This is a genomic window from Neolewinella maritima (assembly GCF_923081025.1).
Lineage (GTDB): Bacteria > Bacteroidota > Bacteroidia > Chitinophagales > Saprospiraceae > Neolewinella > Neolewinella maritima.
In genome coordinates this window covers 333,674-358,927 of the sequence record NZ_CAKLPZ010000004.1, presented here as the reverse complement: position 1 = coordinate 358,927, position 25,254 = coordinate 333,674, and the positions used below count along the sequence as shown (strand labels likewise).

Below are 25,254 nucleotides of genomic sequence, written 5' to 3'. Positions count from 1 at the left end.
TGTGGGAGGGGTAACGCCGGCGGTACGCGCTTCGGTACTTAGAGGGCGTAGCGTTCGCGGTAAAGCAGGTCGTGGTGGTAGGTGTGTCCGCAGATGATGAAGGCCATGGCCCGGCAGGACATGCTGTGACCGCTCACCATACCGCTGAACTGTAGATCTTCCGCAGAGAGTCCGCTCACCAGCGCGATCGTGCTCTTACGTATCCCCCGAAACTCCTCGATCATCCGCTCGAAAGGCCGGTTGCTGAGGTTTGCTTGCAGGACGTAGGCGTCCTGTTCGAAGCCCGCCAGGGGCGTCGCATCGCGGCGGCCCAGACGCAGTATCCGGTAGGCGAACACCCGCTCGCTATCGATGAGGTGCTGGAGCGACTGCTTGATCGTCCACTTGCCGGGGGCGTAGGCATAGTCTACCCGCTCGTCGGGCACATTGCTGAGGTAGTCGATCAGGAGGGCGCCACTGTCATCGAGTGCGGTACGTAGGCTGATGGTGGGGGGCACCAACTGAATATAGTTGCTGTAAAACTCACCATACTCAGTGGACGAGAGGTCGGTAACGGTCATAGTGGGCCAAATGTACAGTGTGTGAACTGCGCCCGGGGCATTCCGGAGGGTCCGATGGGGGAGAGCCTAAATTTTGCCTATGTTAGCCGCGGTAGCCGCTACATACTCCGCACCGGCGGCCCCGCCCACCTTTCTAAACGAATAGCAACGATGACCACGATCAAAGGCCCCGCCATTTTTCTTGCCCAATTTATGGGTGACGAGCCCCCCTTCAACAGCCTAGACGGTATCTGTAAGTACATGGCCGACCTGGGCTATAAGGGCGTGCAGATCCCCACCTGGGATAGCCGCCTGATCGATCTGGAAAAAGCGGCCGATAGTAAGACCTACTGCGATGAGATCAAGGGCCGCGTGGCCGAGCACGGACTGGAGATCACCGAATTGGCCTCCCACCTGCAGGGGCAGATGGTGGCCGTGCACCCCGCCTACGATACGATGTACAATGCGTTCGCCCCCAAGGAAGCGCAGAACAACCGCAAGGCCAAGATGGAGTGGGGGACCCAGCAAATGCTCTACAACGCCAAGGCCAGTGCCAATATGGGCCTGACGGCGCACCCCAGTTTTAGCGGTGCCCTGCTGTGGCCGTTCATGTACCCCTGGCCGCAGCGTCCGGCCGGACTGGTCGAGCAGGCCTTCACCGAGCTGGCCAAGCGGTGGAAGCCGATCCTGGATGCCTTTGATGAGGTGGGCGTGGACGTAGGCTACGAGCTGCACCCCGGCGAGGACCTGCACGACGGTATCAGCTTTGAGATGTTCGTAGACTACCTCGACGGCCACCCCCGCGCGCAGATCAACTACGACCCCAGTCACTTCGTGCTGCAGCAGCTGGACTACCTGTCCTTTATCGACCTGTACCACGACCGCATCTGTGCCTTCCACGTGAAGGATGCCGAGTTTAACCCCACGGGCAAGCAGGGCGTCTACGGCGGCTACCAGGGCTGGGCGGATCGCGCCGGACGCTTCCGCAGCCTGGGCGACGGACAGGTTGACTTCAAGGGCATCTTCTCCAAGCTAAGCCAGTACGGCTACGACAGCTGGGCGGTACTCGAGTGGGAGTGCGCCATCAAGAGCAGCGACCAGGGTGCCGCCGAGGGAGCCCCCTTCATCGCCGAGCACATCATCCAGGTTACGGACCGGGCCTTCGACGACTTTGCGGACGCGGGGACTGATGCAGCGGCTAACCGCGACATTCTTGGCCTCAACGGCTAACGATCAGTACCCAGTCGTTGCCACGGGTCGGGTCCAGCGGGGGGTCGAGGACCAGTTCATTACCAGCTTCCTCCGGCGTAAAGGGGATGCGTTCCCCCGATCGCGGGTTGAACCAAGTGTAAGTAGCAGGGGTGGGTAGCTGGTCCGCATCTACCCGCAGCTCGTCGCCATACGGAGTATAAGCCAGCAGGTGAGTCATGTCCTCCGTATGCGCCACAACAGTCTCGCGTCCACTGCTATTAGGCGCGTTGTTGAGCAAGTCCCAGTCTGGGTGCATGTCATAGTAGGGCAGACTCTCCATCAGCTTCCGTAGGTGTCCCATCTGCGCCACCCCGGGGTAGTGGACCGCCTCCTTCCAGGGGGTGCGTGCGCTACTGATCGGTGCGCGGCCGGGTTGCCACATCTGCCAGATGTTGTGGTTGCCGAAGGTATGACCGGCCGTGCCGCTCAGCACACTCCAGTAGGCCGCCTGCCGGGTGTCGAAATCGTCGAACCAGCCGTTGACCGGCCGCCAGTTGACGGGGTGGTCTTCATAGGCCGGCTCTCCGTTGACGACAGGCTTATCCGGTACCGCTTGCCTGACCTCCCGCGGGAAGTCGTAATTCTGCTTGTCATCCCGCCGTCCGTGTCCGCTCTGGAACATGTGGAAGTCTACCCACTCATCCTCGGCAAAAAAGTCGCTCGACTTGTAGCCACCCTGGGGGTGGTAGGTCAGGAGTTGGAGATTGCCCACGGCTGTTTCCAGCCCCGCGGCCATAGCGCGGATAATGGCAAAGTCTTCCTCGTTTTCCGGATTGCGATCACCGCCCAGAATCCAAATGACGTTGTGATCGCGGTAGCGCTCTCCAAGCATGCGGCCGTATGTCTCCGCATTTTCTGGTGTGAACACTTCCGGGCCTACCCCCCACTTCTGGTTGAACTTGTCCCCCCAGGTAGGCAGCAAGCCCAGAAAGATGCCCAGGCTGTCTGCCATCTCCGCTACCCGATCGACGTAGGTGAAGTAAGCCTCATTCCACTGTGTCGGATCCTGGTCTACCAGGGGTAGCTCTCCGTAGCTGTTCGGCGCAGTCAGTCCCTCCAGCTCGGCCAGTACTACGGTCTGGACGACGTTGAAGCCCTTCTTCGCCCGGTCGGTCAGGTACATCCGCGCCTCCTCCTCGTCTGTGCGGTGCAGTAGTTCCCAGGCCGTGTCACCCAGGTAAAAGAAGGGCTGCCCGGTTATGGTATTCACGATATGACTACCCTCGTCGCTAACGGCTAACCGCGTTTGGCTAAGTAATAGGGCGGGGCCGCAGGTGAAAAGTAGTAGACGAAGGAAGAGGAGCATTAGTGCGGTATTGTGTCAGGGCGTTATTGCGTTGTCACCAATTACGCAACAACCCGACAACTGCTCTACAGGCTAAACCGTACCCGTGCGAACAGGTACCGCCCGTTGGAGCCGAACTGCTGACTGCGGCGGCTGTAAAGGAAGCGGCCGTCGCTCTGGTTGGCGGGGGAGTTCAGGTCGGGGTAGATGTCGAGTAGGTTATTGGCACCGATGGTGAGGCCGAGCCGCTCGCTGATATTGTAGCCGAAGCTGAGGTCGGTGATGACCTTACCGGCGAACACCTGGTCGTTGTCGAGGCTATTGGTAGCTTCATCGACGGGGCCGAAGTAGACGTTGCGCAGAAAGATGGTGAACTTGTCCAGATCGTAGTTGAAGGTCAGGTTGGCCTTGGTGCGGGGTACGGCGCTTTCCAAAAAGATCTGGCTGGTGCGGTCGAAGTAGGTGTCTTCCAGTCCCTCGAGTACGGAGCTGGTGTTGACTTCCTGCAGGCTGGTCTTGGCTACGGTGGCGGCCAGGGAGGTCTGCAGGCTGTTGTTGCCGATGCGGGCGTTGTGGGTCACGACCAGGTCGATGCCGCGGGTGCGGCTGTCGATGGCGTTGGCAAAGAAGGCGGCGCGGTTGGCATTGGCCTGCTGCAGGAGCCGGCTGATCTCGCGGTCGCGGTCGTTGTCATCGCCACCCTGGAACTGTCCGGTGAGTACGACCCGGTCGTTAATGTCGATCAGGTAGCCATCGATGGTGATGCTCAGGTTGGCGCTCGGGATGCGGCCGGTAAATCCACCGCTGTAGTTGACGCTGCGCTCCTGCTTTAGCTGGGGGATGCCCAGTAGCTGGGCGGGCCGGCTATCGTTGCTGAACACGCCTACCTCGAAGGGTACGCCGTCGACGAAGAGGGTAGAGGTGGAGTTGAAGTTCAGCTGGTGCAGGCTGGGGGCCCGGAAACCGGTACTGGCTCCGGCGCGGAGGGTCCAGTCGTCGCTAAGCTTGATGCGGGTAGTCAGCTTACCATTCACGGTAGAGCCGAAATCGGAGTAGTTCTCGAAGCGTGCGGCGACACCTACCAGGAAGTTGTCCGTGAGGTCGGCTTCGACGTCGCCATAGATACCTACGCTGTTGCGAAAGGCGTTGACCTCGTTGTCGGGCCGAAAGCCGGGAAATACCTGGGCGCCACCGGGCCGGCTACGTCCCAGCGGATCGAATACGGTGGCGATGGGACCGCTGCCGTCGCGAATCACAATGGTATCCCCACCGCGGGTGACGAACTCACTGGCCGCGCCGTAGTCCGTATAGCTGCCTTCCTCACCGGCCGTGATCTGGTAGTTCTCCAGTCGGTACTCGGCACCGAAGGCGATGTTGAGTCCACTGAGGGCATCGTCGAAGTAGCGGCGGATGTCGAGGTTAGACGTGTTCTGCGCGAAACTGAAGCCACCGGCGTCGAAAGAGGTGGGGCTAGCCGAGCCCAGACTGGCGTTGAGCGTATTGTTGATCAGGTAGCCGAAGCCGTTGCGGCCGTAGACGTTCGAGAAGTCTACTTCCCACTTATTGTACACGCTCACGATACCCAGGGCCACGCTGGCGTCGCTGATGTTGGAGTTGATGGCGGGTAGAAAGCCGTTGGGGTAGATGTCGGTGACGGTACGGTTCTGATTCGGTAGGCGGTAGAAGCCGGTGGCGTTGCCGCGCCGGTAGTTCAGTCCGCCGAAGCTGTAGATTTCGGTGGCGGCAGCGACGGGCAGCTTGAAGTTGTACATCACGCCACCGTTGCGTAGGGCGGACTGGCCGACGCGCATATTGAAGTCGCTGCGCTCCAGGCCGCGACGGGTGAGTTCTGCTTCGGTGATGTCGTCGGTGGGGTCACCGGTGTAGTCCGGATTATTGTAGCCACTGAAGATGTTACCGGTAAACTCCTGCATGCGGTTGGTAAAGTTGCGATCATCGAATACCCCGGTGAAGTTGAGGATACCGCCTTCTTCATTGAGCTTAATGCCGTAGTTGGCACTGATCTGGCTAAACTCGCCGTCGGTGGAGCCCTGGTAGTCGGGGATCTCGGAGCTGAGGTAGGCGCCGGTCTCGGCGTTCAGGCGCAGGCCGTCGGTTTCCTTAAGGATGATATTGATTACCCCGGCAATGGCATCGGAGCCGTACTGGGCCGAGGCGCCGTCACGTAAGATCTCGATGCGGTCGATGGCGGCTACGGGGATGGAGTTGAGGTCCGTACCCACGTTACCGCGCCCGAAGGTGCCGTTGACGTTGACCAGCGAGGTGTTGTGCCGCCGCTTGCCGTTAATGAGGACCAGCACCTGATCCGGACCCAGACCGCGCAGCGAAGCGGGGTCGATGTGGTCGGTACCGTCGGAGATGGTCTGCGTATTGGAGCTGAAGCTCGGAGCTACGTAATTGAGCAGCTGGTTAACGTTGGTTTGGGCCGAAGCAGAGGCTACCTCCGTGACGTTTACGATGTCTACCGGTACCGGGGTGGTCAGTTTGGTGCGGCCGGCAGAGCGGGAACCGATCAGGACGATCTCGTCGAGCACCGTTCCGGCGGAGAGAATGGCGTCGATCTGGTCACTTTCTCCGATCTGAACTTCGACCGTACCAAAGCCCAGAAAAGAAAATACGATGGTATTGGCGGCCTGGGGGACGGAGATCGAGTAGGTCCCGTCGATGTCGGTCGTGGTGCCGAGGCTGGAGCCCTTGACCGTAATGTAGGCGCCGGGTAGCGGCTCGCCAGTATCGTCACTGACGGTACCCGTGAGGGTGCGCTGGGCGGATAGGGATAGGGAGGCTACACAGAGTAGCAGAAACAGGCTGATTTGACGTAAATACATGGCACACTATTAAGGGGGGATGGTAACACACCGTCGCACTAGTAAAGGTACTAGACTGTTAGTTACAAAACAGCACCTTTAATCCTTTAGCGTCCCCTCATATTCGCTCGTTTTACTATTCCGAACTAGCCCCGCAGACGGTCCAGTAAATCGGATAGCAGATCGAATTCATGTGGTTCCAGGCGGCTGAAGCGCTGGATAACATCGCGTTCCATGGCTTCACTGGCCTGTCCTACAATATCCAGGCCTGCCGGGGTGATCACAATATCAACCCGCCGGCGGTCCGTTTCGCACTCTTGCCGTTTGACGTAGCCCTTTTCCTTCAGCTTATCGACCAGGCGGCTGGCGTTGCTCATCTTATCCAGCATGCGCTCGGTGAGCAGCTTTACCGTGGCCGGTTTGCCGTTGCGGCCCCGCAGGATGCGCAAAATATTGAACTGTTGAATGCTTAGTCCGAAGGGGCGCAGCGCGTTGGTAGTCTGCTGATTGATCCAGCCTGCGGTAAAGAGAATATTGAGCTGCGTCCGGTGTGCCGGAGAGCTGAATTTCGTTTGTTGGATCTCTTGTTCAATCGTAGGCATAAGTGTCTCGTGTAGTCACATTTAATACATTGGTGATCCCGCGAAGGTTGAAGTCCGTGCTACCTTGCGACCAAACAGCGGACGATGAAGATACTAGTCATTGGCGGAGGTAATATGGGAAAGACGTATGCCCGGAGTCTGCTGCGTGCTCACCTGGTCAACCAGGAGGACCTGATGATCCTCGAGCGGCAGGAAGAAAAGGCGGCCGAACTGCGCGGACAGGAGCTGGGTACGATCTATACCGGCGCCGAGGCCTGTCTGGCGGTGGCCGATCTGATCATCCTGGCGGTAAAGCCGCAGGACAGCGCTGCGCTGTTTGCTAGTCTGCAGACCTACGCAGATCCACAGCAGGTCTACCTGTCGATCATGGCGGGGGTGACGATCCAATCCATCCAGGCGGGGCTGGGTGTAGAGAAGGTGATTCGCGCCATGCCCAACCTGCCGGCGCAGATCGGATTGGGTATGACCAGCTACACGGCCAGCGACGCCGTGACCCGCATCGAGCTGGTGCTGGTACAGAACCTGCTCAACACCACCGGTAAGGCCATTTACGTAGATAACGAGCACAGCATCGACGCCACGACCGCAATCAGCGGTAGCGGACCGGCCTACGTCCTGTACTTCATGCAGGCCATGATCGAAGCGGCTACCGAAATGGGCTTTAATGAGAGTCAGGCCGAGCTACTCGTGGCCCAGACCTTCCGCGGGGCGGTAGAACTACAGATGAAAAACGACCTGACCTGCACTGAGTGGATCCAGCGGGTATCCAGTAAGGGGGGCACCACCGAGGCGGCGATGCACACCTTTCGGGCCACTAGCGTGTTCGATGACATCAAGCGGGGCGCCCATGCCGCGCTGGAACGCGCCGTCCAGCTCGGCAAAAACTAACCTATGAAAGCTATCGTATTCGACCAGCCCGGTGATGCCCAACAGCTGCACCTGGCCGACGTCACCGACCCCGCACCCGCGGCCGCGGCCGTCCTGTTGCACATTGCCGCTACGGCGCTCAACCGCGCCGATCTGCTGCAGCGGGAGGGCAAGTATCCCGTGCCACCGGGTGCCAGTCCCATCCTGGGTCTGGAGGTAGCCGGTACGGTGCTGGAGGTGGGCTCCGAAGCAAATGGCTTCGAGGTAGGCGATAACGTCTGCGCCCTGGTCAACGGTGGCGGCTACGCCCAGCAGATCGCCGTGGATCACCGCATGCTGCTGAAACTTCCCGAGCGTCTGTCCTTCACTAAGGCGGCGGCCATCCCGGAGGCCTTTCTGACAGCCTTCCAGGCCCTGCACTGGATCGGACGCATCCAAGCCGGTGAGACGGTGCTGATCCACGCGGGAGCCAGTGGGGTAGGCACCGCCGCTATCCAGTTGGTGAAGTTGGCCGGCGCCATTCCTATCGTCACCGCCAGTGCGCACAAGCACGAGCGGCTATTCGAACTGGGCGCGGCGCGGTGTATCGACTACAAGAGTCAGGACTTTGCAGCCGCTGCCCTGGACTTTACCGAGGGGAAGGGGGTGGACATTATCCTAGATTTCGTGGGTGGACCCTACCTGAACAAGAACCTCGAGGCCTGCGCCACCGACGCCCGCATTGTGAGCCTGGCCGCCCTGGGTGGCGCGCGGGTACCCGACTTCACCATGGCCCCCTTCCTACGCAAGCGCGTGCAACTCACCGGCACGACCATGCGCAGCCGTACGGATGCCTACCGGCAGCGGCTGACGGCCGACTTCCGCGAGCGGATCTGGCCGCACTTCGCCGATGGTACGCTCATCGCCGTGGTCGATACGATCTACGACTGGGAGGAAGTAGCCAGCGCGCACGATTATATGGCCAGTAACGCTAATGTAGGTAAGATCGTCATGACCATCGGTATCGTAGACCCTTAGCTAGGGGGCAGGTTCAGATCAGCTAAAATCGCGCTGGATCACCACGGACAGGTCCGTCGGCTGCTGCCCGGTCAAGCGTTCAACGTCGGTGCTCACGTGGTTTACTTTCTTCTGGCGGATCAGCCCGTAGACGGCGATCATGTAATCGGCCACAAAGGCTGGGGCACCCGCCTGCGCTAGTGCGGTACGATACTGCTCATCCGATGGCGCGGGATAGATGATCGGCCGGCTGAGCTGGCTGGATAACACGGTGGCTACCTGCTCCATCGTATAGGTCCGCGGCCCGGTCAGGGTATACATCTGCCCTGCATGCTTATCCTCAGTGAGGGTGAGGGCTGCTACCCGCCCGATGTCTTTCGGATCGACGAATGCCGTAGCGCCCGTACCTGCGGGATTGAAGATCATGTTTCGCTGTTCGATGTTGTCGCGTTCGTACTGCGCAAAATTGCTGGCAAAGAAGGTGGGGCGCAGAATAGTAATTCTGGCACTACGCGCGGACTGCAGCTGGTGCAGACGGGCCTCTAGAAGTTGATGCACGGGGAGGGCGGGCAGCGTTTGCATGCCATACGCACTGAGGTAGGTGATGCGTGGATTTCCGTGAGCGATCAGGTAGTCCAGGAAGGGGGTTACAAGCTGATGCGCCGTGGGGTCCAGGGGAGGGGCAAGGAGGAACACGGCATCGTGGCCGTCGGCCGCGGAAAAAGTAGTTGCGTCCGCATAATCGAAGGGGGTAGCGGACGACCGACTGGCGGCAGTCACACTGATGTCCGATAGGTTCTTCAGGGCGGCTACTACCTCACGGCCTACGGTACCGTTTGCTCCGGTGACAAATATTTTCTGCATGCTGGGTTGAACTGGTGAGTCCCAAAGGTGACTGCAATAGTTTCTTTTCGCAAGTAGGTACCAAAAAGTAGGGTACGTACTTTTTATATACCTTCGCTGTGAATCAGCGAGATACGCCAATGAGAAATACAACAGAAACTAAAATAAGTCACGGTGACTGTCCCGTTATCACCAGTCTTAAGGTGATCGGAGGCAAGTGGAAGCCGGCTATTCTGTATGTGCTTCAGCGAGATCACGTGCTGCGGTTCGGAGAGTTGCGCGGACTGATCACCGGGATCACCCAGAAGATGTTGACGGCTCAGCTGCGGGAATTACAGGCCGATGGACTGGTGGATCGCCGGGTATATGCCGAAGTACCTCCCAGGGTGGAATACCGACTCACGGACTATGGGCAAACGCTGCAGCCCCTACTCTCCGCCATGGCTAGCTGGGGGGCAGTCCACCGCGAACGCTCCATCCAACACTAACGATACAGATGGCTATACCCCGCGTTCACCACCACCATCTCGGCCACCTCGACTACCAGCAGGCCTGGGATCTGCAGAAGCGCTTGCACCAGGAGGTCGTCGACCGTAAGCTGGCCCGTCGCAACCAGCCCAGCCTGGCCCAGTACCACCATTTGCTCTTCGTAGAGCATCCGCCGGTCTTCACCCTGGGCAAATCAGGCAGCGTAGACCACCTGCTACTGAGCGCGGAGGAACTGCGGGAGCAGGGCTTTACCTTTTTAAAGATCAACCGCGGCGGCGACATCACCTACCACGGTCCGGGCCAACTAGTGGCCTATCCCATCTTCGACCTCGATGAGTTTTTCAACGACGTGCACCGCTATGTACGCAGCCTGGAGGAAGTGGTCATTCGCACCCTCACCGACTTCGGGCTACAGGGCGAGCGCGATGCGGGCTTCACCGGCGTCTGGCTGGCCGGCCACCCGGCCCGCCGCCAGCCGCGCCGCAAGATCTGCGCCATCGGGGTGCACCTGAGCCGCTGGACCACTATGCACGGACTGGCGCTGAACGTACGCCCCAACCTGACGCACTTTAATCACATCGTGCCCTGCGGGATCGCCGATGCCGACCGTTCGGTGACCAGCATGAGCGTAGAACTGGGCCGGCCCCTGGAGCTGGACGAGGTGCTGCCCCGCATGGAGCACCACTTCGCGGAGGTGTTTGACTTCACGCCCACCAAAACCCACCGCCCGGGCATCCTATAGCCGTACTTAATTAGTAACCCCTTTGACCACGGAGCAGGAACTCATCAGCGGCTGCAGAGCGAATGACCGACGGGCCCAGCGCGCGGTCTACACGCAGTATGCTCCACTGATGGGCGCGGTGGCCCGCCGCTACTGCCGCCGGGAAGCCGATGTAGATGACGTGCTGGTGTCCGCCTTCTTTCGGGTATTCGACAAGATCGACACCTTCAAGGATGCGGGCAGCTTCGAGGGCTGGATCCGCCGCATCGTAGTGAACGAAGCCCTGATGTTACTGCGCAAGAAACACGCACTCAAGCAGGCCGCCGAGCTCACGGAGGTGAATCCCAGCCACTACTCGATCCCGGCCGTGGCCGCCGAACGACTGGCCGAGCGGGACATTCTCAAACTGCTCGACGGGCTTCCCACCGGCTACCGTACCGTGTTCAACCTCTACGTGATCGAAGGCTACAAGCACCGGGAGATCGCCGAACTCCTTCAGATCAGCATCAACACCAGTAAGTCACAACTCATTCTCGCCAAAAAGCGTCTGCGCGAACAACTCGAAAAACTGGGCTACCCCGCCCGCTAACCCTACCCTCACCATGTCCAGTCCCGATACCTTCGACCGTCAGTTCCGCCGTACCGCCCGGGGCCTGCGCCGCCGGCCCAATCCCGCCAACTGGGACCGCATCGAGCAGCGTCTGGACGGCCGCGCTCGTCGTGGCCGCATGCTTGGCATCCGCCCCTGGATGATCGCCGCGGTCGTACTCCTCGTAGCTGGCTATGCCGTGCTGCTGGCGCTGCCCGAACCTAAAGTGCCCGACCCCCTGGCGCAGCGCGCACAGTCCGTAGAAGACCCCCTGCTCGGCAGTACCGCGCTACCCACCAACCGCATCGCGCCCTACCGGCCCCTGCAGGACGGGCGCACGGACGGCTACCTGATCTCCCACAGCGAGTCTGCCGCACGCCTCACCGTAGCGGCCAAGTACCGACTTTAAGCCACTTTATTCGAAGTCTTCCTCATCCCCCAGCTCCATCCGCGCGCCGGCCAGTTCGCGCATCGCGTGCTGTTCGCCTAGTTTCTTGGTGATCGCAATACCCTTGCTGTAGGCCGTCCAGGCTTCCTGCGGCCGGTCCATGCGTTCCAGCGTCTTGCCCAGGTGGTAGTAGGTACCTACGTACTCCGGCTGGTCGTTGACCAGACTGCGGTAGATATGCAGGGCTGCTACATCATTTCCCTCGCCCTCCCACTCCTTGGCTAGTGCAAAGCGCAAAAACGCGTCCTTTGGGGCACTTTCCAGCATCGCCACGATCTGCTCCTTTCTACTCATACCGCCAAGGTATCACCTTATGAACTACTCGGACACCCTGGACTACCTCTTCACGCGCCTACCCATGTACCAGCGGCAGGGCGACACCGCAATGAAGAAGGATCTGACCAACATCCAACTGCTGCTCGATGAGCTGGACCATCCGGAGCAACAGCTTCGCTTTATCCACGTAGGAGGGACGAACGGTAAGGGCACGGTAAGTCACCTGCTGGCAGCCGCTCTCCAGGCCCACGGCCACCGGGTAGGGCTCTACACCAGCCCCCACTACAAGGACTTTCGGGAGCGCATCAAGATCAACGGCACCTTCATCGCTGAGGAGGAGGTGGTTGCGTTCGTGCAGCGCATGCAGCTGGCGATCGAGCGGATCAAGCCCAGCTTCTTCGAGATCACGGTAGCTATGGCGTTGGTTCATTTTGCGCGGTCGCAGGTGCAGTGGGTAGTCCTGGAGGTGGGACTCGGCGGCCGGCTCGACAGCACCAATGTAGTCGATCCGGTACTCAGCGTCATCACCAACATCGGCTACGACCACATGCAGTTTCTGGGCGATACGCTTCCCCTGATCGCGGAGGAAAAGGCTGGTATTATCAAGGCCGACCGGCCGGTGGTCATCGGGCTTACCCAGTCGGAAACCGAGCCGGTGTTTCGTAGGAAGGCCAAGGCTATGGGAGCATCCATCACCTTCGCCGATCAGGTGTACGGAATCCGTGCCAATTACACGCGGGAGGATGACTACACCCGGCAGCACCTCTTTGCCGATGAGGCTATTCCCCCCCTGGAGTTTCCTATTGCTGTATCGGTCGATGGGCCCTACGTGGCAGAAAACCACCGCACGGCCATTGCCGCGCTACTGGAGCTGGACCGCGGCGGTCACCTCGCGCTCGACCCCAGGGCCGTACGCCGGGCCTGGGGCAGCCTGCACGAACTGACTTACTACATCGGCCGCTGGCAGGTGCTGCGCTCCAGTCCGCTGGTTATTGCCGATAGTGCGCACAATGGAGAGGGCCTCGGTCCGGTCATCGCACTACTCAATGAGCAGAATGCACTGCGCAAGGGGCATCAGCACTTCGTATTGGGCGTAGTTAGCGACAAGGACTTGCACCATATCCTACCGCTGTTCCCGGCGAATGCCAGCTACTACTTCGTTAAGGCGGATATACTGCGGGGGCTGGTGGCAGACGAACTGGCGGCTACCGCAGCAGAGTATCGGCTGATAGGCGAGGTGTATGGTTCAGTCCAGAAAGGTTATCAGGCCGCGGTACGGGCAGCAGGAAGCAAGGATATTGTCTTCGTGGGGGGCAGCATCTTCACCGTGGCGGAGGTGCTGTAACACGGCTTACTTACCCCAGCGCAGCACGGCCGCCGCCCAGGTAAAGCCGGCGCCGAAGGAAGCCAGGGTGACCAGATCGCCCTTTTTGATCTTCCCCTCATCGCGCGCCTCGGACAGCGCCAGGGGGATGGAGGCCGCCGTGGTGTTGCCGTAGCGCATGATGTTGTTGTACACCTGGTCGTCCCGCAGGCCCATCGTATTGGCGACGAACTGATTGATTCGCAGGTTGGCCTGGTGGGGGATGAGCATGTCGAGGTCCTCGATGCCTAGACCGGCGTCCGTAAGTGTCTCCATGATCACCTCGGGGAACTTACGCACAGCCATCTTGAAGACGGCCTGTCCTTCCATGTGGGGAAATACACGGGCTTTATCCAGCATATCCTGGTTCCAGAATACACCACCGTACTTGTTATTCTCCAGATCGTAATCCACACCGAAGCCTTCCATAGCGTACTTCTCCAGGAAGTAGCCCCCGTGGGCACCGGGGTACATATAGCTTAGTTTCTCGGCGTAGGTGCCGTCGCTGTGCATTTTGGTTGAGAGCACGGCGACGTCCTTATCCTCCGTAGGTTCGATGATCACCGCACCTGCGCCATCGCCAAAGATCACGCTGACGTTGCGGCCCCGGGTACTGAAGTCCAGTCCCACGCTGTGCACCTCGGCACCCACCAGCAGGATCTTCTTGTACATGCCCGACTTGATGAACTGATCGGCGGTGCTGAGTCCGTAAATGAAGCCCGAGCACTGCGCCCGAATATCGAGGGCGGCAATTTCGGTACCGCTGATCCCGAGTTCCCGCTGCAGCAGTACGCCGGAGCCGGGGAAGTAATAGTCCGGGCTCAGGGTAGCGAAGATGATGAAGTCGATGTCCTGCTTGTCGATGCCCGCATCCGCGATGGCCTTCAGCGAGGCTTCTACGGCTAGGGTGGTGGTGGTCTCCTTCGTGCGATCAATGTAGCGCCGCTCCTCGATACCCGTGCGTTCGCGGATCCATGCATCACTGGTTTCCATTACTTCGGTCAGGTCCTGGTTCGTGACAATGTTCTTGGGTACGTAATGACCTATACCGGTTATGGTGGAGTGTGGCATGTATCGGAGGTTTAGCGCTAAAGGCGTAAAGGTAGGAATTAGATCGCTTCGCTCGTTAGACCGCTTCGCGGGTGGATCGCCTTCGGCTCGTTAGACCGCTTCGCGGGTGGATCGCCTTCGGCTCGTTAGACCGCTTCGCGGGTAGATCGCTTCGCTCGTTAGACCGCTTCGCGGGTTAGACTGCTTCGCAGGTAGATCGCCTTCGGCTCATTAGATCGCTTCGCTCGTTAGGCCCTCTACCCGCGAAGCGGTCTACCCCAAAGGGTCTAACGAGCCGATAGGCGGTCTACCCCGAAGGGTCTAACGAGCCGACAGGCGATCTAACAAGCCGAAGGCGACCTAATCCCCTAAAACAATCGCTTGCGGCGAAAGTAGTAAATGACTCCAGCGCTAAGTACGATCGATAGTAGCAGGATCAGGATGAAGATGTAGTTCTTTTCCTGGAGGGGCATGGGTACGTTCATGCCGTAGAAGCTGGCGATGACCATGGGTACGGTAAGCACGATGGTGATGAGCGTGAGCCGCTGGATGGTGATATTGAGGTTGTTGGAGATGATGGAACCGTAGGCGTCCATGGTGCCGTTGAGGATATTGGTGTAGATATTGGCCATCTCGAGGGCCTGACCGTTGTCGATGATGATGTCTTCGAAGAGGTCCCAGAGGTCCTCGTCCTGGCGGATGCCGAGGAAGTCGGCGCGCTTCATCTTCATCTTCAGAAGCTCGTTGCCGTTGAGGGCGTTGATGAAGTAAACCAGCGACTTTTCTATACTCAGCAGTTGCTTGAGCTCGCGGTTGCGGCTGCTGTCGTAGAGCTCCTGCTCGATCAGGTTGCGACGTACGTTGAGGCGCTTGAGGCAGGTAAGGAAACGGTATACGGTGTGCTCGAAAATGCGGAGCACGAACTGACTGCGGCGCGCCGGATTGACGTTGCGCACCTTGTTGTCGATAAAGAGCTGCAGGACCGGGTGATCGTCGGTAGACGTAATGGTGATCAGGGCCTCGGGGGTCAGGATGATACCGATGGGGACCGTGATGTAAATGCTGTCGTTCTCGGTTTCTACCTGACTGAGAACGGGGGTGTTGATGACGATCAGGCGAGCATCGTCTTCGCGTTCGTAGCGCGAGCGTTCGTCGATGTCTAGGGGGTCGGTGAGAAAGTCGATCGGTAGCTCGTAGCGCTCCGCCATGCCGGAGAGCTCATCGGCGGCGAAGGGGGGGCAGAGGTGGATCCAGGTATCGGGGCCGGGCTGCTCCACAAGTCCCAGGCGGCCGTTTGTGCTGGCGTAGTAGCTGATCATGGCGGGACGTTTTGGTGAAGCGCCCGCGAAGGTACGACAGCAAGGACCAGAAATTAAGCGCGCCTAATCCCCCGGTTCACCCGGAGCGGCAAAGTGGCGCAGGGCCGGAACGATCCGTACAGCCATTCCGTCTGTCGGCCATGGCCGGCGGAGCCTCGTTAGCCTCTGCGTGGCTTCGTCTCAAACGAGATCTGGGCGAAGGCCGGTAGAGAAGTGATGAGTAAAACTGTGAAGAGGCGCTATTTTGTCTAGGACAGCTGTATTGGCGTTAGCTGACTACGGTATACCGTGACATGCATGAACAAGCTTAGGCACACGGACCGGTATAGGTAGTGAGTAAGCTAGTGGAAGTTCACCATTCGACTGCTATGCGCCTACTTGCCTATAGGCATTCTGCGCGCTCAGATTATATTTAGGTGAGCTGCAACTTCTCCCTTCGGCTCCGACATTTGGTACCCACACCCCTGTTTAATTCTTCCAACCATGGCACGCACGACCCGCGAGCACGTATTTGAGGCGGAGCTCCTGGTCCACTACCAAGTGGTCTACAACTTTCTGCTGCGCATGGCCGGCAACGGCAGCGATGCTGCTGACCTGACGCAGGAGACATATGCGCGTGCCTACCTTAAACTGGATCACTACGAGAGCGGGACCAATGGCCGCGCCTGGCTGTTCTGTCTGGCGCGTAACCTGTTCATCAACGACTACCGCAAGCGGAAGCGGCGGGGCGAGCAGGAGCTGGACGAGCGCAGCGCCTACCAGTACCGCGACGAAGGCAGTCCCATGGCCGGCTTCGCCGACCTGCGCATTGCCGGTGCGCTGGACCGTGACTTCAGCGATCCTATTATGCGCGCCATGGCCCTGCTGAACGACAAGCAGCGGGCGATCGTGCTGATGGCCGACCTCTACGACTTTGCCGAAAAAGAGATCGCCGAGGCTATGGAGCTACCACTGAATACCGTGAAAAGCGTGACCCGCCGCGCCCGCATTGCGCTGATCAAGCAACTACAGGGATACGCCGAGCGTACATTCGGCATTGTCAATACCCGCAACTTAGGTTAAACCCGCGTGCCGCCTCCGATTCCGTTCGGGGGCGGCACGTTTCAATTCTACTGCTATGTTTCCCAGTCATCCCCCCCGCAACGGGGCCCCGTATCGCCCCGGTCGTACGCTGCCCGAAGTGGCTGAACCGGACTGTCCACAGGACGAACAACTAGACAGCAGCAGCCTCACCGACGAGGCCGCCCTGAAAGTATTATTGAAGCGCAACCTGCGCCCCCAGGCCCCTCCCCCCGACCTGCTCGGGACGATCCGCGCCCGCATTGCCGGACTGCGCGCGGACTAGCCGAAAACCTGCGCGCCGTTTTTTCCTTTAAGCTGGGTCAGTAAACGCTAACCCATGGGGGCCGCTCGCAGTAACTCCTTCCACGTACCCGATCTTGTCCACGTCTCCGACGAACAGCCCGGCTGGTCGCGCAAGACCCGCAAGGACAAAGAATTCGACTACTATCGCGAAGACGGTAGCCTGATCGAAGATCAACTGGTGCACGACCGTCTTTCGTCACTAGCCATCCCTCCGGCCTGGACCGAAGTCTGGATCTGCCCCGTAGAGAACGGCCACCTGCTGAGCACGGGCCGCGACGAGGCCGGCCGCAAGCAGTACCGCTACCATCCGGACTGGCTGGCCTTCAACCAATTAGATAAATTCAACACCCTGGTCGACTTCGCTACCGCCCTACCGGGCGCCCGGCGTACCCTGCGCAGCATCATCAGCGATTCCTCGCGGGGCTGGACTAAGGAGCGGGTAGCCGCAGTAGCCCTGGCCCTGATGGATGAGACCGGCATGCGCGTAGGCAATAGCGCGTACCGCAAGCGCAACGGTACCATCGGCCTGACTACCCTGCGGCGCAAGCACGTGGAGGTAGATGACGAGGGTCTTCACTTTGATTATATCGGTAAGAGCGGGCAGGAACGCGAGGTGGACCTGACCGATCCCAAACTGATCCGCATACTGACCAATATGAGTGAACTCCCGGGCTACGAAGTATTTCGCTACCGGGGGGAAGATGGGCGCATGACGAACCTGGACAGTAGTGATGTTAACGAGATGGTCAAGCAGCTCGTAGGCCCGGAGTTCAGTAGTAAGTACTTCCGCACCTGGGCGGGTACGGCCGCAGCGGTCGATGCCTACTGGGAGTTGCGGGAGGAACACGGGGGTGAGCTACCCGAGCGTCCCGATCTACGCGTCGTAGAACGGGTAGCAGAGTTTCTGGGTAACACAACCGCGGTGTGCCGCAAATACTACATCCACCCCAGCGTGCTGGCAGCGGTAGCCGAAGAGCGCATACCGGACGAAGATTCTATTTTAGCCAAGGAAGAGCGGCAGACCGACGGGGAGTTCGACCACGACGAAATTATCGCGTACCGGCTCGCCCGCGGCCTTTAGCCGAAGCTGGCGCCCGAATCTCGCGGTAGCGGCCCGAGCCGGCCGGATCTACGCGCGTCATCATTTGGATGACCGCATTTTGCTCCGGTCCGGTAGCGCCCCGGTAGATCTCAATGATCTCTTCCCGCTTCGCATCCACGAAGGTCTGGACGAGGGCCGAGCTTGGGTACGCCTGGTTGGCGGCCTGCATATCCTCGATGGCCAGTGTGATGTTGTTGCGGGCCGCTATGGGGTCAGTAAGCATCAGGTCCAGACCGAGGCGGTGGTAATTATACAGGGCACGGCGCATGGGGAGCATGCGGGGGCTGAGGAGATTCTCGAGCAGAAAGTAGCGGTTATTGGTTTTTCCGGCTGCCGTCCAGCCGCCGGCGTTCTGCAGACCACTGGGCAGGCGGTTGTAGATCTCCTGGGCCTGCTCGTAGTAGGGCTGGCCACCAAGGGGGGAGAAGGTATCGTAGTCCAGCCCGATGATCAGGTAGGCATAGAAACCCATAATGGAGGCCAACTCTGAAGTAAATGACTGCTCGGACAGCTGAATAGCGGCAAACTGCTCGTAGCTGAAGCCGATGCGCTTATCCTGGTAGTTGAGTACGGGGGTAACCTCACCTACTCCATAAATGGGCCGGGAGGTCTGAATAGCCATGGTGCCCTTGAACTGATTGGGCACGACCACTTCGGAATCCTGCCCCCGACCATCATCGGTCTGCTCGGCGAGGGTGAGAAAGACCGTAGCCTCGATGCGCTCTTCCGGTTCGAAGCGGTCGTTGGTCCAGGTCTGTCCGTTGAGAAAGATAGCCAGGTCCTTTTCCAGCGTCTGGAACACCCGCTTGTCGGTCTGGGTGATCTGCTGGGTATTCAGGTTGATGGTCCAGTTGATCTCGCTCTGTGCCGTAAGTAAGAGTGGGAGGCAGAACGTGAGGAGGAGGGCGGCGGTCTGTTTCATCGTGTCTGTTTAACGGCTACGAGGCGGTCGAGGATGTCTTCGGCTACGGCGCGCTTCGATTTTAACTCGAAGTCGGTCACCATATTGCGGTCGACCAGCTGGATTTGGTTGGTATCGTGACCGAAGCCCGCTCCCGGGGTACGGGGGGAGTTGAGTACGATAAAATCCAGCTGCTTGCGCTCGAGTTTACCGCGGGCATTCTCCACGCCGTTCTCGGTTTCCAGGGCAAAGCCTACGAGTAGTTGGTCCGGTCGCTTGCTTGCTCCTAATTCGGCAGCGATGTCAGGATTGCGCACGAGGCGGAGCTGTAGTGCTCCGTCGGACTTTTTGATCTTTTCCTTAGCTACTTCGGCGGGGCGGTAGTCGGCCACGGCCGCACTCAGGATACCGGCCGTACAGTCAGACCAGCGTGCCATAGCGGCCGCGTGCATCTCTAGCGCGGAGCGTACGTTGGTCGTCGTTACACCCGGTACGGATGTGGATAACTCGGTAGGGCCCAGGATAAGCTCGACCTCTGCCCCGCGGGCAGCAGCGGCTTCGGCCAGGGCGATACCCATCTTACCCGTGCTACGGTTGCCGAGGTAGCGGACCGGGTCCAGGTCCTCGTGGGTGGGGCCGGCGGTGATCAGGATGCGGCTGCCCGTCAGGTCACCCGGGGAGAAGTGATCGGTGAGGGTCTGTAGGATACGCTCCGGCTCGGCTAGTCGGCCCTGTCCGTTCAGACCGCTGGCCAGTTCGCCACTGTCTACATCGATCAGGTAGTTGCCGTACGACTGCAGGGTGGCTACGTTGGCGCGGGTGGCGGGGTGTAGCCACATGTCCACATCCATAGCCGGCGCAAAGAAGACCGGGCAGCGAGCCGAGAGGTATACGGCTACCAGCGCCGAGTCGCAGATGCCGTGGGCAAGCTTAGCGAGGGTAGTAGCCGTGGTGGGGGCGATTAGATAGACGTCCGCCCACAGCCCCAGTTCGACATGGTTGTTCCAGCCCGCCTCGCTGTGCACGGAGGTGATGACCTCGTGCTTGGACAGGGTAGCCAGGGTAAGCGGCGAAATAAATTCGGTAGCGGCCGGCGTCATCAGCACCCGCACCTGCGCGCCCGCCCGGATGAGGCCGCGGACGATCAGGGCAGACTTGTAGGCGGCGATGCTGCCGCTGACACCCAGAATAACTTTTTTTCCGGCTAGCACGGGGGCGCTAGAGCTCGTCCTCCTCGTCCTCGCGGCGTTCGTTGTAGCGGCTGTAGAGCTCGTCGTCGAGGTATTCGCGCATGGCGATCAGGACGGGGTTGGGCAGCTTCTCGTAGAACTTGGAGATCTCGATCTGCTCCTTGTTCTCTACGATCTCCTCGATGGTATCGGTGACTTCGGCAAACTCTTCGAGCTTCTGGTCGAGCTCGTGCTTGATGTCGACAGCCAGCTGACGGGCGCGGCGGCTCACGATCGCGAGGGACTCATAAATGTTGCCGGTCTTGCCGACGACGCGTTGAATGTCGCGGGCGGCGGTGTCGGGGCTAAGTCCCTGTGCTCGTGCTTTGATATCTGACATCTGCTAGATCGTTTAGTTCTTTCTGTGATTTGGATAGGATGGTGGTCACTTCCGTTTGCCACTGGCTGTTGGGGAAGCGGGCCAGGAAGTTGTTCGCCAGGGCGATGGTAGCTTCCAGGCGTTCCGGTTTCCGGAGGCGGAAACTGCGGTCGGCGTATTCGTACTGCACCTTGGCCATGAGGTAGCGGATCTCCTCGGCCCGTTTGGTCTCGGGGTATTCCTTGAGGACGTTCTCGAAGCTGGTGAGTGCAGACTCATAACGCTCGATGTCCATATAAAGCTTAGCGCTTTCGAAGTCTTTGAGCTCCATCTTGGCGCGCATCTCGTCGATGAGGCGGTTGGCCTCGGCTACGCGCTCGCTGTTGGGGTAGCGGTTGGCGAACTCCTCGAAGCCCTCGATGGCCTTTACGCTATAGCTCTGGTCGAGTCGGTAAATAGGGCTGAGCTCGTAATTGGAGTAGGCCGACATGAAGTCCGCTTCCTCCCGCAGCGCGCTGCCCCCGTAGGTAGTGGCGAAGTTCTTGAAGTAGTAGCTGGCCAGTACGAACTGCTCGGTGTAGTAGTAGGTATAGGCGTAGCGGTAGGCGATCTGCTCGGCCTCGGCGCGGCCGCGGTAGGGGGCGATGACAAGTTCGTACAGGGTCTGCGCCCGCTGGTACTCATCGGCATCGTAGTAGGCATCGGCCTTTTTGAGGATGAGCTCGGGGTCCGTACTGGTACGAATGGTCTCGAACTCGCTGCGGCAGCTCACGAGAAAAACGGCCAGTAGGAGAACGATCAGTTTGATGCTGTACTGCATAAGCGCGCAAAGATAGGGGTTTTACAGGAGACACTTTTGCCCGCCCCCCGGTTGGTAGGCGTGTGCTACCTTTCGGCCCATGCTTCCCCCCCGCCTGCCCGAGCTCCGGCTGTACTACAACACCACCATCCGACCGGAGCTGCTCCGTCTGGAGGGTCTGCGTAAGCGCATTCTCTGGGGTATCGCGCTTTCCCTGGGGGGTATCCTAGCCGTTGGTATCGTTTTCCTGGTCTATGACCTGGGGTTTCTAAACCTGATTCTGGTCATGCCCGTAGCATTTTACATGGGCTGGCTATACCTGCGGATCGAGCGCTTCCGGCAGTCCTTCAAGCCGGCCATCATTCAGCTGCTGCTCGACTTCATCAATGATTCTCCCAACTTCCGGTCACTGGCCTACGACGCCAAACGCCCCATACTGCAGGATCGCTTCGAACGCAGCGGGCTGTTCCGCCCCCATCCGGACAGCTACCGCGCCGAGGACTACATCCGCGGTCTGGTCGGGGAGATGGCCTTCGAGATGGGGGAGGCGTACGTGCAGGAGATTAGTCCGGCCAGCAACCGGCTACAGTTGGTCTTCAGTGGATTGTTCGTCCATGCGGTATTCAACGAGCCCACGCAGGGGCGGCTGGCAGTCTGGCCCCGTCATCACCTACGCCGGCTAAAGCGCTCGGTAGATGCTTACGTGGGCAGTCAGGGCCGATCAGCAGATGTAGAGATCCTGAACCAGGAATTTCGCGACTCCTTCGCTGTCTACGCCTATCCGGGGACTAAGGTAGCCGGTATTCTCACCCCCCCGATGCAGGACGCGCTGCTAGCCTTTTATCAGCGAGAGCACCGCGATCTGTACTTCGCCGTTCACGATCAGGATTTATTTATTGGACTGGAGCATGGCTATGACTTACTGGAACCCCGCTTCTTTCGGTCCAACCTGTCGTTTCAGCTCATCCGCCGCTTCTACGCCGACATCACACTGATGTTGGGCGTCATTCAGGATTTTGACCAGACACACTGACGGGGTCATTCTGCTCCAGCAAAATGCCTTCCTTCATCGCGTAGTCGCTCACCGTAATTTTATCGATACCCGCCAGTTGGATGGTGTGCCGGATCAGCAGCATGGCTACTACGATCAGGTCGACCCGCTCGGGGGGAATGCCCGCGATGGCAAGCCGCTCGGTGGTAGTGGCCGCGATGATGGAGAAATGCAGGGCTTCCAGACCACTCAGGTCGAGCGAATGACTCGTGGCGTGCGCGATGGCGCTGCGGTCCAGCAGCACGTCGGCCATCACGTCGAAGGTGCCGGCGGCACCGACCAGGTGGTGGGCTGGGTACTCCGCCAGCGCATCGCGCAGGGGGGCAAGTTGCTTGTACAGGAAGGTTTCCAACTCGCGGATCTCTAACTCGCTGATCGGATCCGTCCGGTGAAAGAGTCGCTCCAGTACGGCGACGCCGATGGGGAAGGACCGGCGCCAGTGTACGCCCTCCGCCGAGGCGATAATGTACTCCGTGGATCCGCCGCCGATGTCCATGATCAGAATGCGGTCGGTGAGGGGGGGCAGTGCCGCCAGCACGCCGTTGGTGATGTAGCCCGCCTCCGTATCTCCGGGGATGAGGTGTACGATAATGCCGCTTTCCAGTTCGGCCGTGCGGACGAATTCCTCCCCGTTACTCGCCGTACGCAGCGCCGCCGTACCGATGGCCGTGACGTGCCCGACCGCGTGCTGCTCCAGCACGTCCCGAAAGTGCGTCAGTGCTGCGATGCCGCGGGCGAAGGGCTCGGGTCCGATCAGCTCGATGCCCGCACTGGCCAGTTTGACGAATATGCGTTCGCGGTACACTTCCTCGATGCGCTGATCCGGCAGGACCCGTCCGATGAGGAGGTGAAAGGTGTTGGTGCCGAGGTCGATCACGGCGCGCAGGGAGGGGTCGGTCATTGGGGTTGGGCTTGCTGGGCTTGGCGTAGAATATTATTATAGAAGACTACCCCGGCTTCGGTGAGTGCATTGGCGTAGGCGGGCCGTCCGTTTTCGTACCATAGGTAGTACACACAGCCCGCTGAAAAATAAAGGTCGGCTTCCTCGCCCCGGTTCGGACCGGCCTGAAACCAGACGTGGCCCACGGGCGTACAGTCCGGATCGATCTGCGGCGCATCGCTAGCGATATAGGTCAGGCTCTGCTGGATGTCGCCTAGGTTCTGCTGACTGGCGGAGATCGGCAGTTCGTTGAATACCACATCGTAGGTCGTGGCGCTGTCCCAGAGTACGGTGAGGCGCTCCAGGGGCAGAGGCGGGTAGGAGGGTGCGGCCGGTTGTTTTTCCTTTGGTTCCGCTCCGCATCCACTGAAACTGAGCACTGCCAGACAGACTGCATACCTTATGACCGTGCGGATCACTGGGGCTCGGTGGTTTGTGGCAATGCTTCCCCGGTACCCAGCGCGTATACCGCCCGCAGACTAAGGCTGCGCCCCACAAAGCGCGGCCCGTCACCGGCCTGTAGGTCGGTCAGTTGCCGTGTCCAGCGGAAGTTCAGGCCCAGGCGCGACGTTAGATTTAGGCTAACCCCCAGGTGTAGTGCGAGGGCGTCGCCGTCCAGCTGAATATCATCCGTGATGTCGCGATCTCCGGAGTTGGTTATCCGGTAGCTGAGTAGTCGCTGGTAGGCCAGTCCGGCTTCCGCGGTGAGCCGCCAGTCGGTGTATTGGACCATCAGGGGCAGCTCCACCATCTGCAGTCTAAAGGTGCCGAAACTACTCTGGGTCTGCGAATTAGCGTTAGCCCGCGCGCCCTGCTGGGTGAAGAGTAGTTCAGGACCGACCCGCCAGTGCTCCCCGAGTACTGCCACGACCCGGAGTCCCGCGTTCAAACCCGGCTGGTGAAAGCCCAGTAGGTCATCGCCATCGATCTGGCTCAGGTTGATACCGGCCAGGGCGGCGGCACGGAAGGTCTGCGCCGGCGACATAGCCGGTAGCAAAAGAAGACCCAACAGGATGAATACCTTCGCCATCGCATAAATGTAGTACCCGACTACCTTTGCCCCCCTTCTCAGTACCGCACCTGCGGCCCCGCCCCTATGCTGCCTACTACGAAACACAGCCTGAAAAAACTGGAGACCCTGCTCAAGGAACTGGGCTATACCGTGCGCTACGAAAAGGGGCACTTTGCTTCCGGCTACTGTCTGGTGGAGCAGCGTAAGATCGTGATCATCAACCGTTTCTACGATACGGAGGGGCGTATCAATGTGCTCTACGACATGCTCTCGCAGTACCGGGCCGCTACGGACAGTTTGCCGGATCTCAGTCCGCCATCGGCCAAGCTACTGCGCCGCCTGGCACGCTTCGTGGGCCTGCCGGCAGGGGGAGAGGAGGAATAATTAGTGCTTGCGCGAGGCCGAGGGGTGCTTGTAGAAGGTGATGCCCTCCCAGGGTACGTCCAGCTCGGTGGTCTCTACCCACATGCGCGAGGCGCGGGGCATGGTGTAGACGTGGCGCTCTTCGTTGGTATCGGCGGCACTGGCGCGGCTGATCTGGATGAGGTCGAAGTCGGTATCCAGGTTCACGTCCGTGATGTAGCTATCTAGTTGTCCGCAGTCGCCGGGTGTATCGCAGTTCAGGTAGGCGAGCGTTTTCAGGTGCATCATTTGGCCGTCGCGGAGGGCAAACTGGTCGATCCGGTCGCGCTGTGTACCGTCGTAGCGTACCAGGTAGAGGTTTTCCTCGATGCCCTGGATCGCCATGGAGGCATAGAACCTGCCTTCGTCGGTATTGACTTCCGACAGGTAGCTTTCCGGCAACTGAGCTACCTCACCCTCACCCATTTCCAGACCGCGAAACAGGTAGGTCTCCAGGGGGTCCACATTAGGATCGATATAGACGTGCAGGAAGCCGACGTTATTCTCTTCAAAGATGCCGACCAGCTCGTCCAGCTCACTGCCGGTAGCGAGATTAGTCGTCTCAGCGCCTCCGGTGCCCTGAGTATTGGGGGTCTGGGCGCGTACGCAGGTGCAAAATAGACAGGCAAAAAGCAGGGGGAGATAACGCATGTGGGGAGTAGTATTTA

General features: G+C 59.8%; 29 protein-coding genes. 13 read left to right on the top strand and 16 right to left on the bottom strand.

The annotated features are described in order from the left end of the window. Nucleotides 1-38 precede the first annotated feature (38 nt). On the bottom strand, nt 39-560 hold the full coding sequence (locus MJQ68_RS15690; RefSeq protein WP_238752094.1) for a DinB family protein: 522 nt from the start codon (nt 558-560) through the stop codon (nt 39-41). Between the two features lie 150 nt (nt 561-710). Between MJQ68_RS15690 and MJQ68_RS15685 the strand changes: the two genes are divergently transcribed. Continuing rightward, on the top strand, nt 711-1,769 hold the full coding sequence (locus MJQ68_RS15685; RefSeq protein ID WP_238752093.1) for a sugar phosphate isomerase/epimerase family protein: 1,059 nt from the start codon (nt 711-713) through the stop codon (nt 1,767-1,769). Here MJQ68_RS15685 and MJQ68_RS15680 read toward each other — a convergent pair. The 3 genes from MJQ68_RS15680 to MJQ68_RS15670 form a co-directional block, all read right to left on the bottom strand. After that, nucleotides 1,759-3,000: an apiosidase-like domain-containing protein gene (locus tag MJQ68_RS15680; RefSeq protein WP_238752092.1), complete on the bottom strand. Its 1,242-nt coding sequence runs from the start codon at nt 2,998-3,000 to the stop codon at nt 1,759-1,761. The two genes, MJQ68_RS15685 and MJQ68_RS15680, sit on opposite strands and share 11 nt — an antisense overlap. Before the next feature lie 161 nt (nt 3,001-3,161). Then, the gene (locus tag MJQ68_RS15675; RefSeq protein WP_238752091.1) at nt 3,162-5,924 is read right to left on the bottom strand and encodes a TonB-dependent receptor; all 2,763 of its coding nucleotides are present in this window, start codon (nt 5,922-5,924) and stop codon (nt 3,162-3,164) included. A gap of 125 nt (nt 5,925-6,049) precedes the next feature. Continuing rightward, nucleotides 6,050-6,505, bottom strand: a complete 456-nt coding sequence (locus MJQ68_RS15670; RefSeq protein WP_238752089.1) for a MarR family winged helix-turn-helix transcriptional regulator — start codon at nt 6,503-6,505, stop codon at nt 6,050-6,052. A gap of 84 nt (nt 6,506-6,589) precedes the next feature. Here MJQ68_RS15670 and proC point away from each other — a divergent pair, with 84 nt between their 5' ends. Together proC and MJQ68_RS15660 are read left to right on the top strand one after the other, a co-directional pair. Next, on the top strand, nt 6,590-7,393 hold the full coding sequence (gene proC, locus MJQ68_RS15665; protein ID WP_238752088.1) for a pyrroline-5-carboxylate reductase: 804 nt from the start codon (nt 6,590-6,592) through the stop codon (nt 7,391-7,393). A gap of 3 nt (nt 7,394-7,396) precedes the next feature. Continuing rightward, nucleotides 7,397-8,389, top strand: a complete 993-nt coding sequence (locus tag MJQ68_RS15660) for an NAD(P)H-quinone oxidoreductase (protein ID WP_238752087.1) — start codon at nt 7,397-7,399, stop codon at nt 8,387-8,389. 18 nt (nt 8,390-8,407) lie between these two features. On the opposite strand, the gene MJQ68_RS15655 is transcribed toward MJQ68_RS15660, so the two are convergent. Next, a complete protein-coding gene (locus MJQ68_RS15655; RefSeq protein ID WP_238752086.1) occupies nt 8,408-9,232 on the bottom strand; it encodes a Rossmann-fold NAD(P)-binding domain-containing protein in 825 nt (274 codons plus the stop codon). 119 nt (nt 9,233-9,351) lie between these two features. On the opposite strand from MJQ68_RS15655, the gene MJQ68_RS15650 reads away from it, so the two are divergent. From MJQ68_RS15650 to MJQ68_RS15635, 4 genes are read left to right on the top strand one after another with little or no spacing between them, the layout of a single operon-like run. Further along, entirely contained in the window at nt 9,352-9,699 is a 348-nt protein-coding gene (locus MJQ68_RS15650) for a winged helix-turn-helix transcriptional regulator (protein WP_238752084.1), read from the top strand. Nucleotides 9,700-9,707: 8 nt separating this feature from the next. Continuing rightward, nucleotides 9,708-10,442: a lipoyl(octanoyl) transferase LipB gene (gene lipB / locus MJQ68_RS15645; protein ID WP_238752083.1), complete on the top strand. Its 735-nt coding sequence runs from the start codon at nt 9,708-9,710 to the stop codon at nt 10,440-10,442. Nucleotides 10,443-10,464: 22 nt separating this feature from the next. After that, on the top strand, nt 10,465-11,010 hold the full coding sequence (locus MJQ68_RS15640) for an RNA polymerase sigma factor (RefSeq protein WP_238752082.1): 546 nt from the start codon (nt 10,465-10,467) through the stop codon (nt 11,008-11,010). A gap of 13 nt (nt 11,011-11,023) precedes the next feature. Then, nucleotides 11,024-11,419, top strand: a complete 396-nt coding sequence (locus tag MJQ68_RS15635; protein ID WP_238752081.1) for a hypothetical protein — start codon at nt 11,024-11,026, stop codon at nt 11,417-11,419. 6 nt (nt 11,420-11,425) lie between these two features. Here MJQ68_RS15635 and MJQ68_RS15630 read toward each other — a convergent pair whose 3' ends face one another. Continuing rightward, entirely contained in the window at nt 11,426-11,752 is a 327-nt protein-coding gene (locus MJQ68_RS15630) for a tetratricopeptide repeat protein (RefSeq protein ID WP_238752080.1), read from the bottom strand. A 19-nt stretch (nt 11,753-11,771) separates the two neighbouring features. Here MJQ68_RS15630 and MJQ68_RS15625 point away from each other — a divergent pair, with 19 nt between their 5' ends. Then, nucleotides 11,772-13,079 (top strand): bifunctional folylpolyglutamate synthase/dihydrofolate synthase, encoded by a 1,308-nt coding sequence (locus MJQ68_RS15625; RefSeq protein ID WP_238752079.1) that lies wholly within the window; start codon nt 11,772-11,774, stop codon nt 13,077-13,079. A 6-nt stretch (nt 13,080-13,085) separates the two neighbouring features. Here the strand turns inward: MJQ68_RS15625 and MJQ68_RS15620 are convergent, their stop codons facing one another. Beyond that, nucleotides 13,086-14,168: a beta-ketoacyl-ACP synthase III gene (locus MJQ68_RS15620; RefSeq protein ID WP_238752078.1), complete on the bottom strand. Its 1,083-nt coding sequence runs from the start codon at nt 14,166-14,168 to the stop codon at nt 13,086-13,088. 347 nt (nt 14,169-14,515) lie between these two features. Continuing rightward, nucleotides 14,516-15,466 (bottom strand): magnesium transporter CorA family protein, encoded by a 951-nt coding sequence (locus tag MJQ68_RS15615; protein ID WP_238752077.1) that lies wholly within the window; start codon nt 15,464-15,466, stop codon nt 14,516-14,518. Nucleotides 15,467-15,949: 483 nt separating this feature from the next. Between MJQ68_RS15615 and MJQ68_RS15610 the strand changes: the two genes are divergently transcribed. Genes MJQ68_RS15610 through MJQ68_RS15600 form a run of 3 tightly spaced genes read left to right on the top strand, consistent with a single transcriptional unit; the run spans nt 15,950 to nt 17,912 of the window. Continuing rightward, a complete protein-coding gene (locus MJQ68_RS15610; protein WP_238752075.1) occupies nt 15,950-16,528 on the top strand; it encodes a sigma-70 family RNA polymerase sigma factor in 579 nt (192 codons plus the stop codon). A gap of 55 nt (nt 16,529-16,583) precedes the next feature. After that, complete coding sequence (locus tag MJQ68_RS15605) at nt 16,584-16,811, top strand: hypothetical protein (RefSeq protein WP_238752074.1); 228 nt, start codon at nt 16,584-16,586, stop codon at nt 16,809-16,811. A 54-nt stretch (nt 16,812-16,865) separates the two neighbouring features. Then, nucleotides 16,866-17,912, top strand: coding sequence for a DNA topoisomerase IB (locus tag MJQ68_RS15600; RefSeq protein WP_238752073.1), 1,047 nt, complete (start codon nt 16,866-16,868; stop codon nt 17,910-17,912). Here MJQ68_RS15600 and porD read toward each other — a convergent pair. The 4 genes from porD to MJQ68_RS15580 are packed head-to-tail and all read right to left on the bottom strand — an operon-like array spanning nt 17,881 to nt 21,202. Then, nucleotides 17,881-18,855 carry a type IX secretion system protein PorD gene (gene porD / locus MJQ68_RS15595; RefSeq protein ID WP_238752071.1) on the bottom strand — a complete coding sequence of 325 codons (975 nt, stop codon included), beginning with the start codon at nt 18,853-18,855 and terminating at the stop codon, nt 17,881-17,883. The two genes, MJQ68_RS15600 and porD, sit on opposite strands and share 32 nt — an antisense overlap. After that, nucleotides 18,852-20,045 (bottom strand): bifunctional phosphopantothenoylcysteine decarboxylase/phosphopantothenate--cysteine ligase CoaBC, encoded by a 1,194-nt coding sequence (gene coaBC, locus MJQ68_RS15590; protein WP_238752069.1) that lies wholly within the window; start codon nt 20,043-20,045, stop codon nt 18,852-18,854. The genes porD and coaBC overlap by 4 nt, the downstream gene beginning before the upstream one ends. A gap of 7 nt (nt 20,046-20,052) precedes the next feature. After that, the gene (locus tag MJQ68_RS15585; RefSeq protein WP_238752067.1) at nt 20,053-20,403 is read right to left on the bottom strand and encodes a DNA-directed RNA polymerase subunit omega; all 351 of its coding nucleotides are present in this window, start codon (nt 20,401-20,403) and stop codon (nt 20,053-20,055) included. Continuing rightward, on the bottom strand, nt 20,369-21,202 hold the full coding sequence (locus MJQ68_RS15580; RefSeq protein ID WP_238752066.1) for an outer membrane protein assembly factor BamD: 834 nt from the start codon (nt 21,200-21,202) through the stop codon (nt 20,369-20,371). Before MJQ68_RS15580 ends, MJQ68_RS15585 begins: the two co-directional genes overlap by 35 nt. A 79-nt stretch (nt 21,203-21,281) precedes the next feature. Here MJQ68_RS15580 and MJQ68_RS15575 point away from each other — a divergent pair, with 79 nt between their 5' ends. After that, a complete protein-coding gene (locus MJQ68_RS15575; RefSeq protein WP_238752065.1) occupies nt 21,282-22,214 on the top strand; it encodes a DUF3137 domain-containing protein in 933 nt (310 codons plus the stop codon). Here the strand turns inward: MJQ68_RS15575 and MJQ68_RS15570 are convergent. Genes MJQ68_RS15570 through MJQ68_RS15560 form a run of 3 tightly spaced genes read right to left on the bottom strand, consistent with a single transcriptional unit; the run spans nt 22,186 to nt 24,202 of the window. Further along, nucleotides 22,186-23,133 carry a Ppx/GppA phosphatase family protein gene (locus MJQ68_RS15570; RefSeq protein WP_238752064.1) on the bottom strand — a complete coding sequence of 316 codons (948 nt, stop codon included), beginning with the start codon at nt 23,131-23,133 and terminating at the stop codon, nt 22,186-22,188. The two genes, MJQ68_RS15575 and MJQ68_RS15570, sit on opposite strands and share 29 nt — an antisense overlap. Then, nucleotides 23,130-23,591, bottom strand: a complete 462-nt coding sequence (locus MJQ68_RS15565) for a hypothetical protein (protein WP_238752063.1) — start codon at nt 23,589-23,591, stop codon at nt 23,130-23,132. Before MJQ68_RS15565 ends, MJQ68_RS15570 begins: the two co-directional genes overlap by 4 nt. Next, nucleotides 23,588-24,202, bottom strand: a complete 615-nt coding sequence (locus MJQ68_RS15560; protein ID WP_238752062.1) for an outer membrane beta-barrel protein — start codon at nt 24,200-24,202, stop codon at nt 23,588-23,590. Before MJQ68_RS15560 ends, MJQ68_RS15565 begins: the two co-directional genes overlap by 4 nt. Nucleotides 24,203-24,268: 66 nt before the next feature. Between MJQ68_RS15560 and MJQ68_RS15555 the strand changes: the two genes are divergently transcribed. Next, a complete protein-coding gene (locus MJQ68_RS15555; protein ID WP_238752061.1) occupies nt 24,269-24,568 on the top strand; it encodes a hypothetical protein in 300 nt (99 codons plus the stop codon). Here MJQ68_RS15555 and MJQ68_RS15550 read toward each other — a convergent pair whose 3' ends face one another. After that, complete coding sequence (locus MJQ68_RS15550) at nt 24,569-25,237, bottom strand: hypothetical protein (RefSeq protein WP_238752060.1); 669 nt, start codon at nt 25,235-25,237, stop codon at nt 24,569-24,571. It lies immediately after the preceding gene. Between the last annotated feature and the right edge of the window lie 17 nt (nt 25,238-25,254).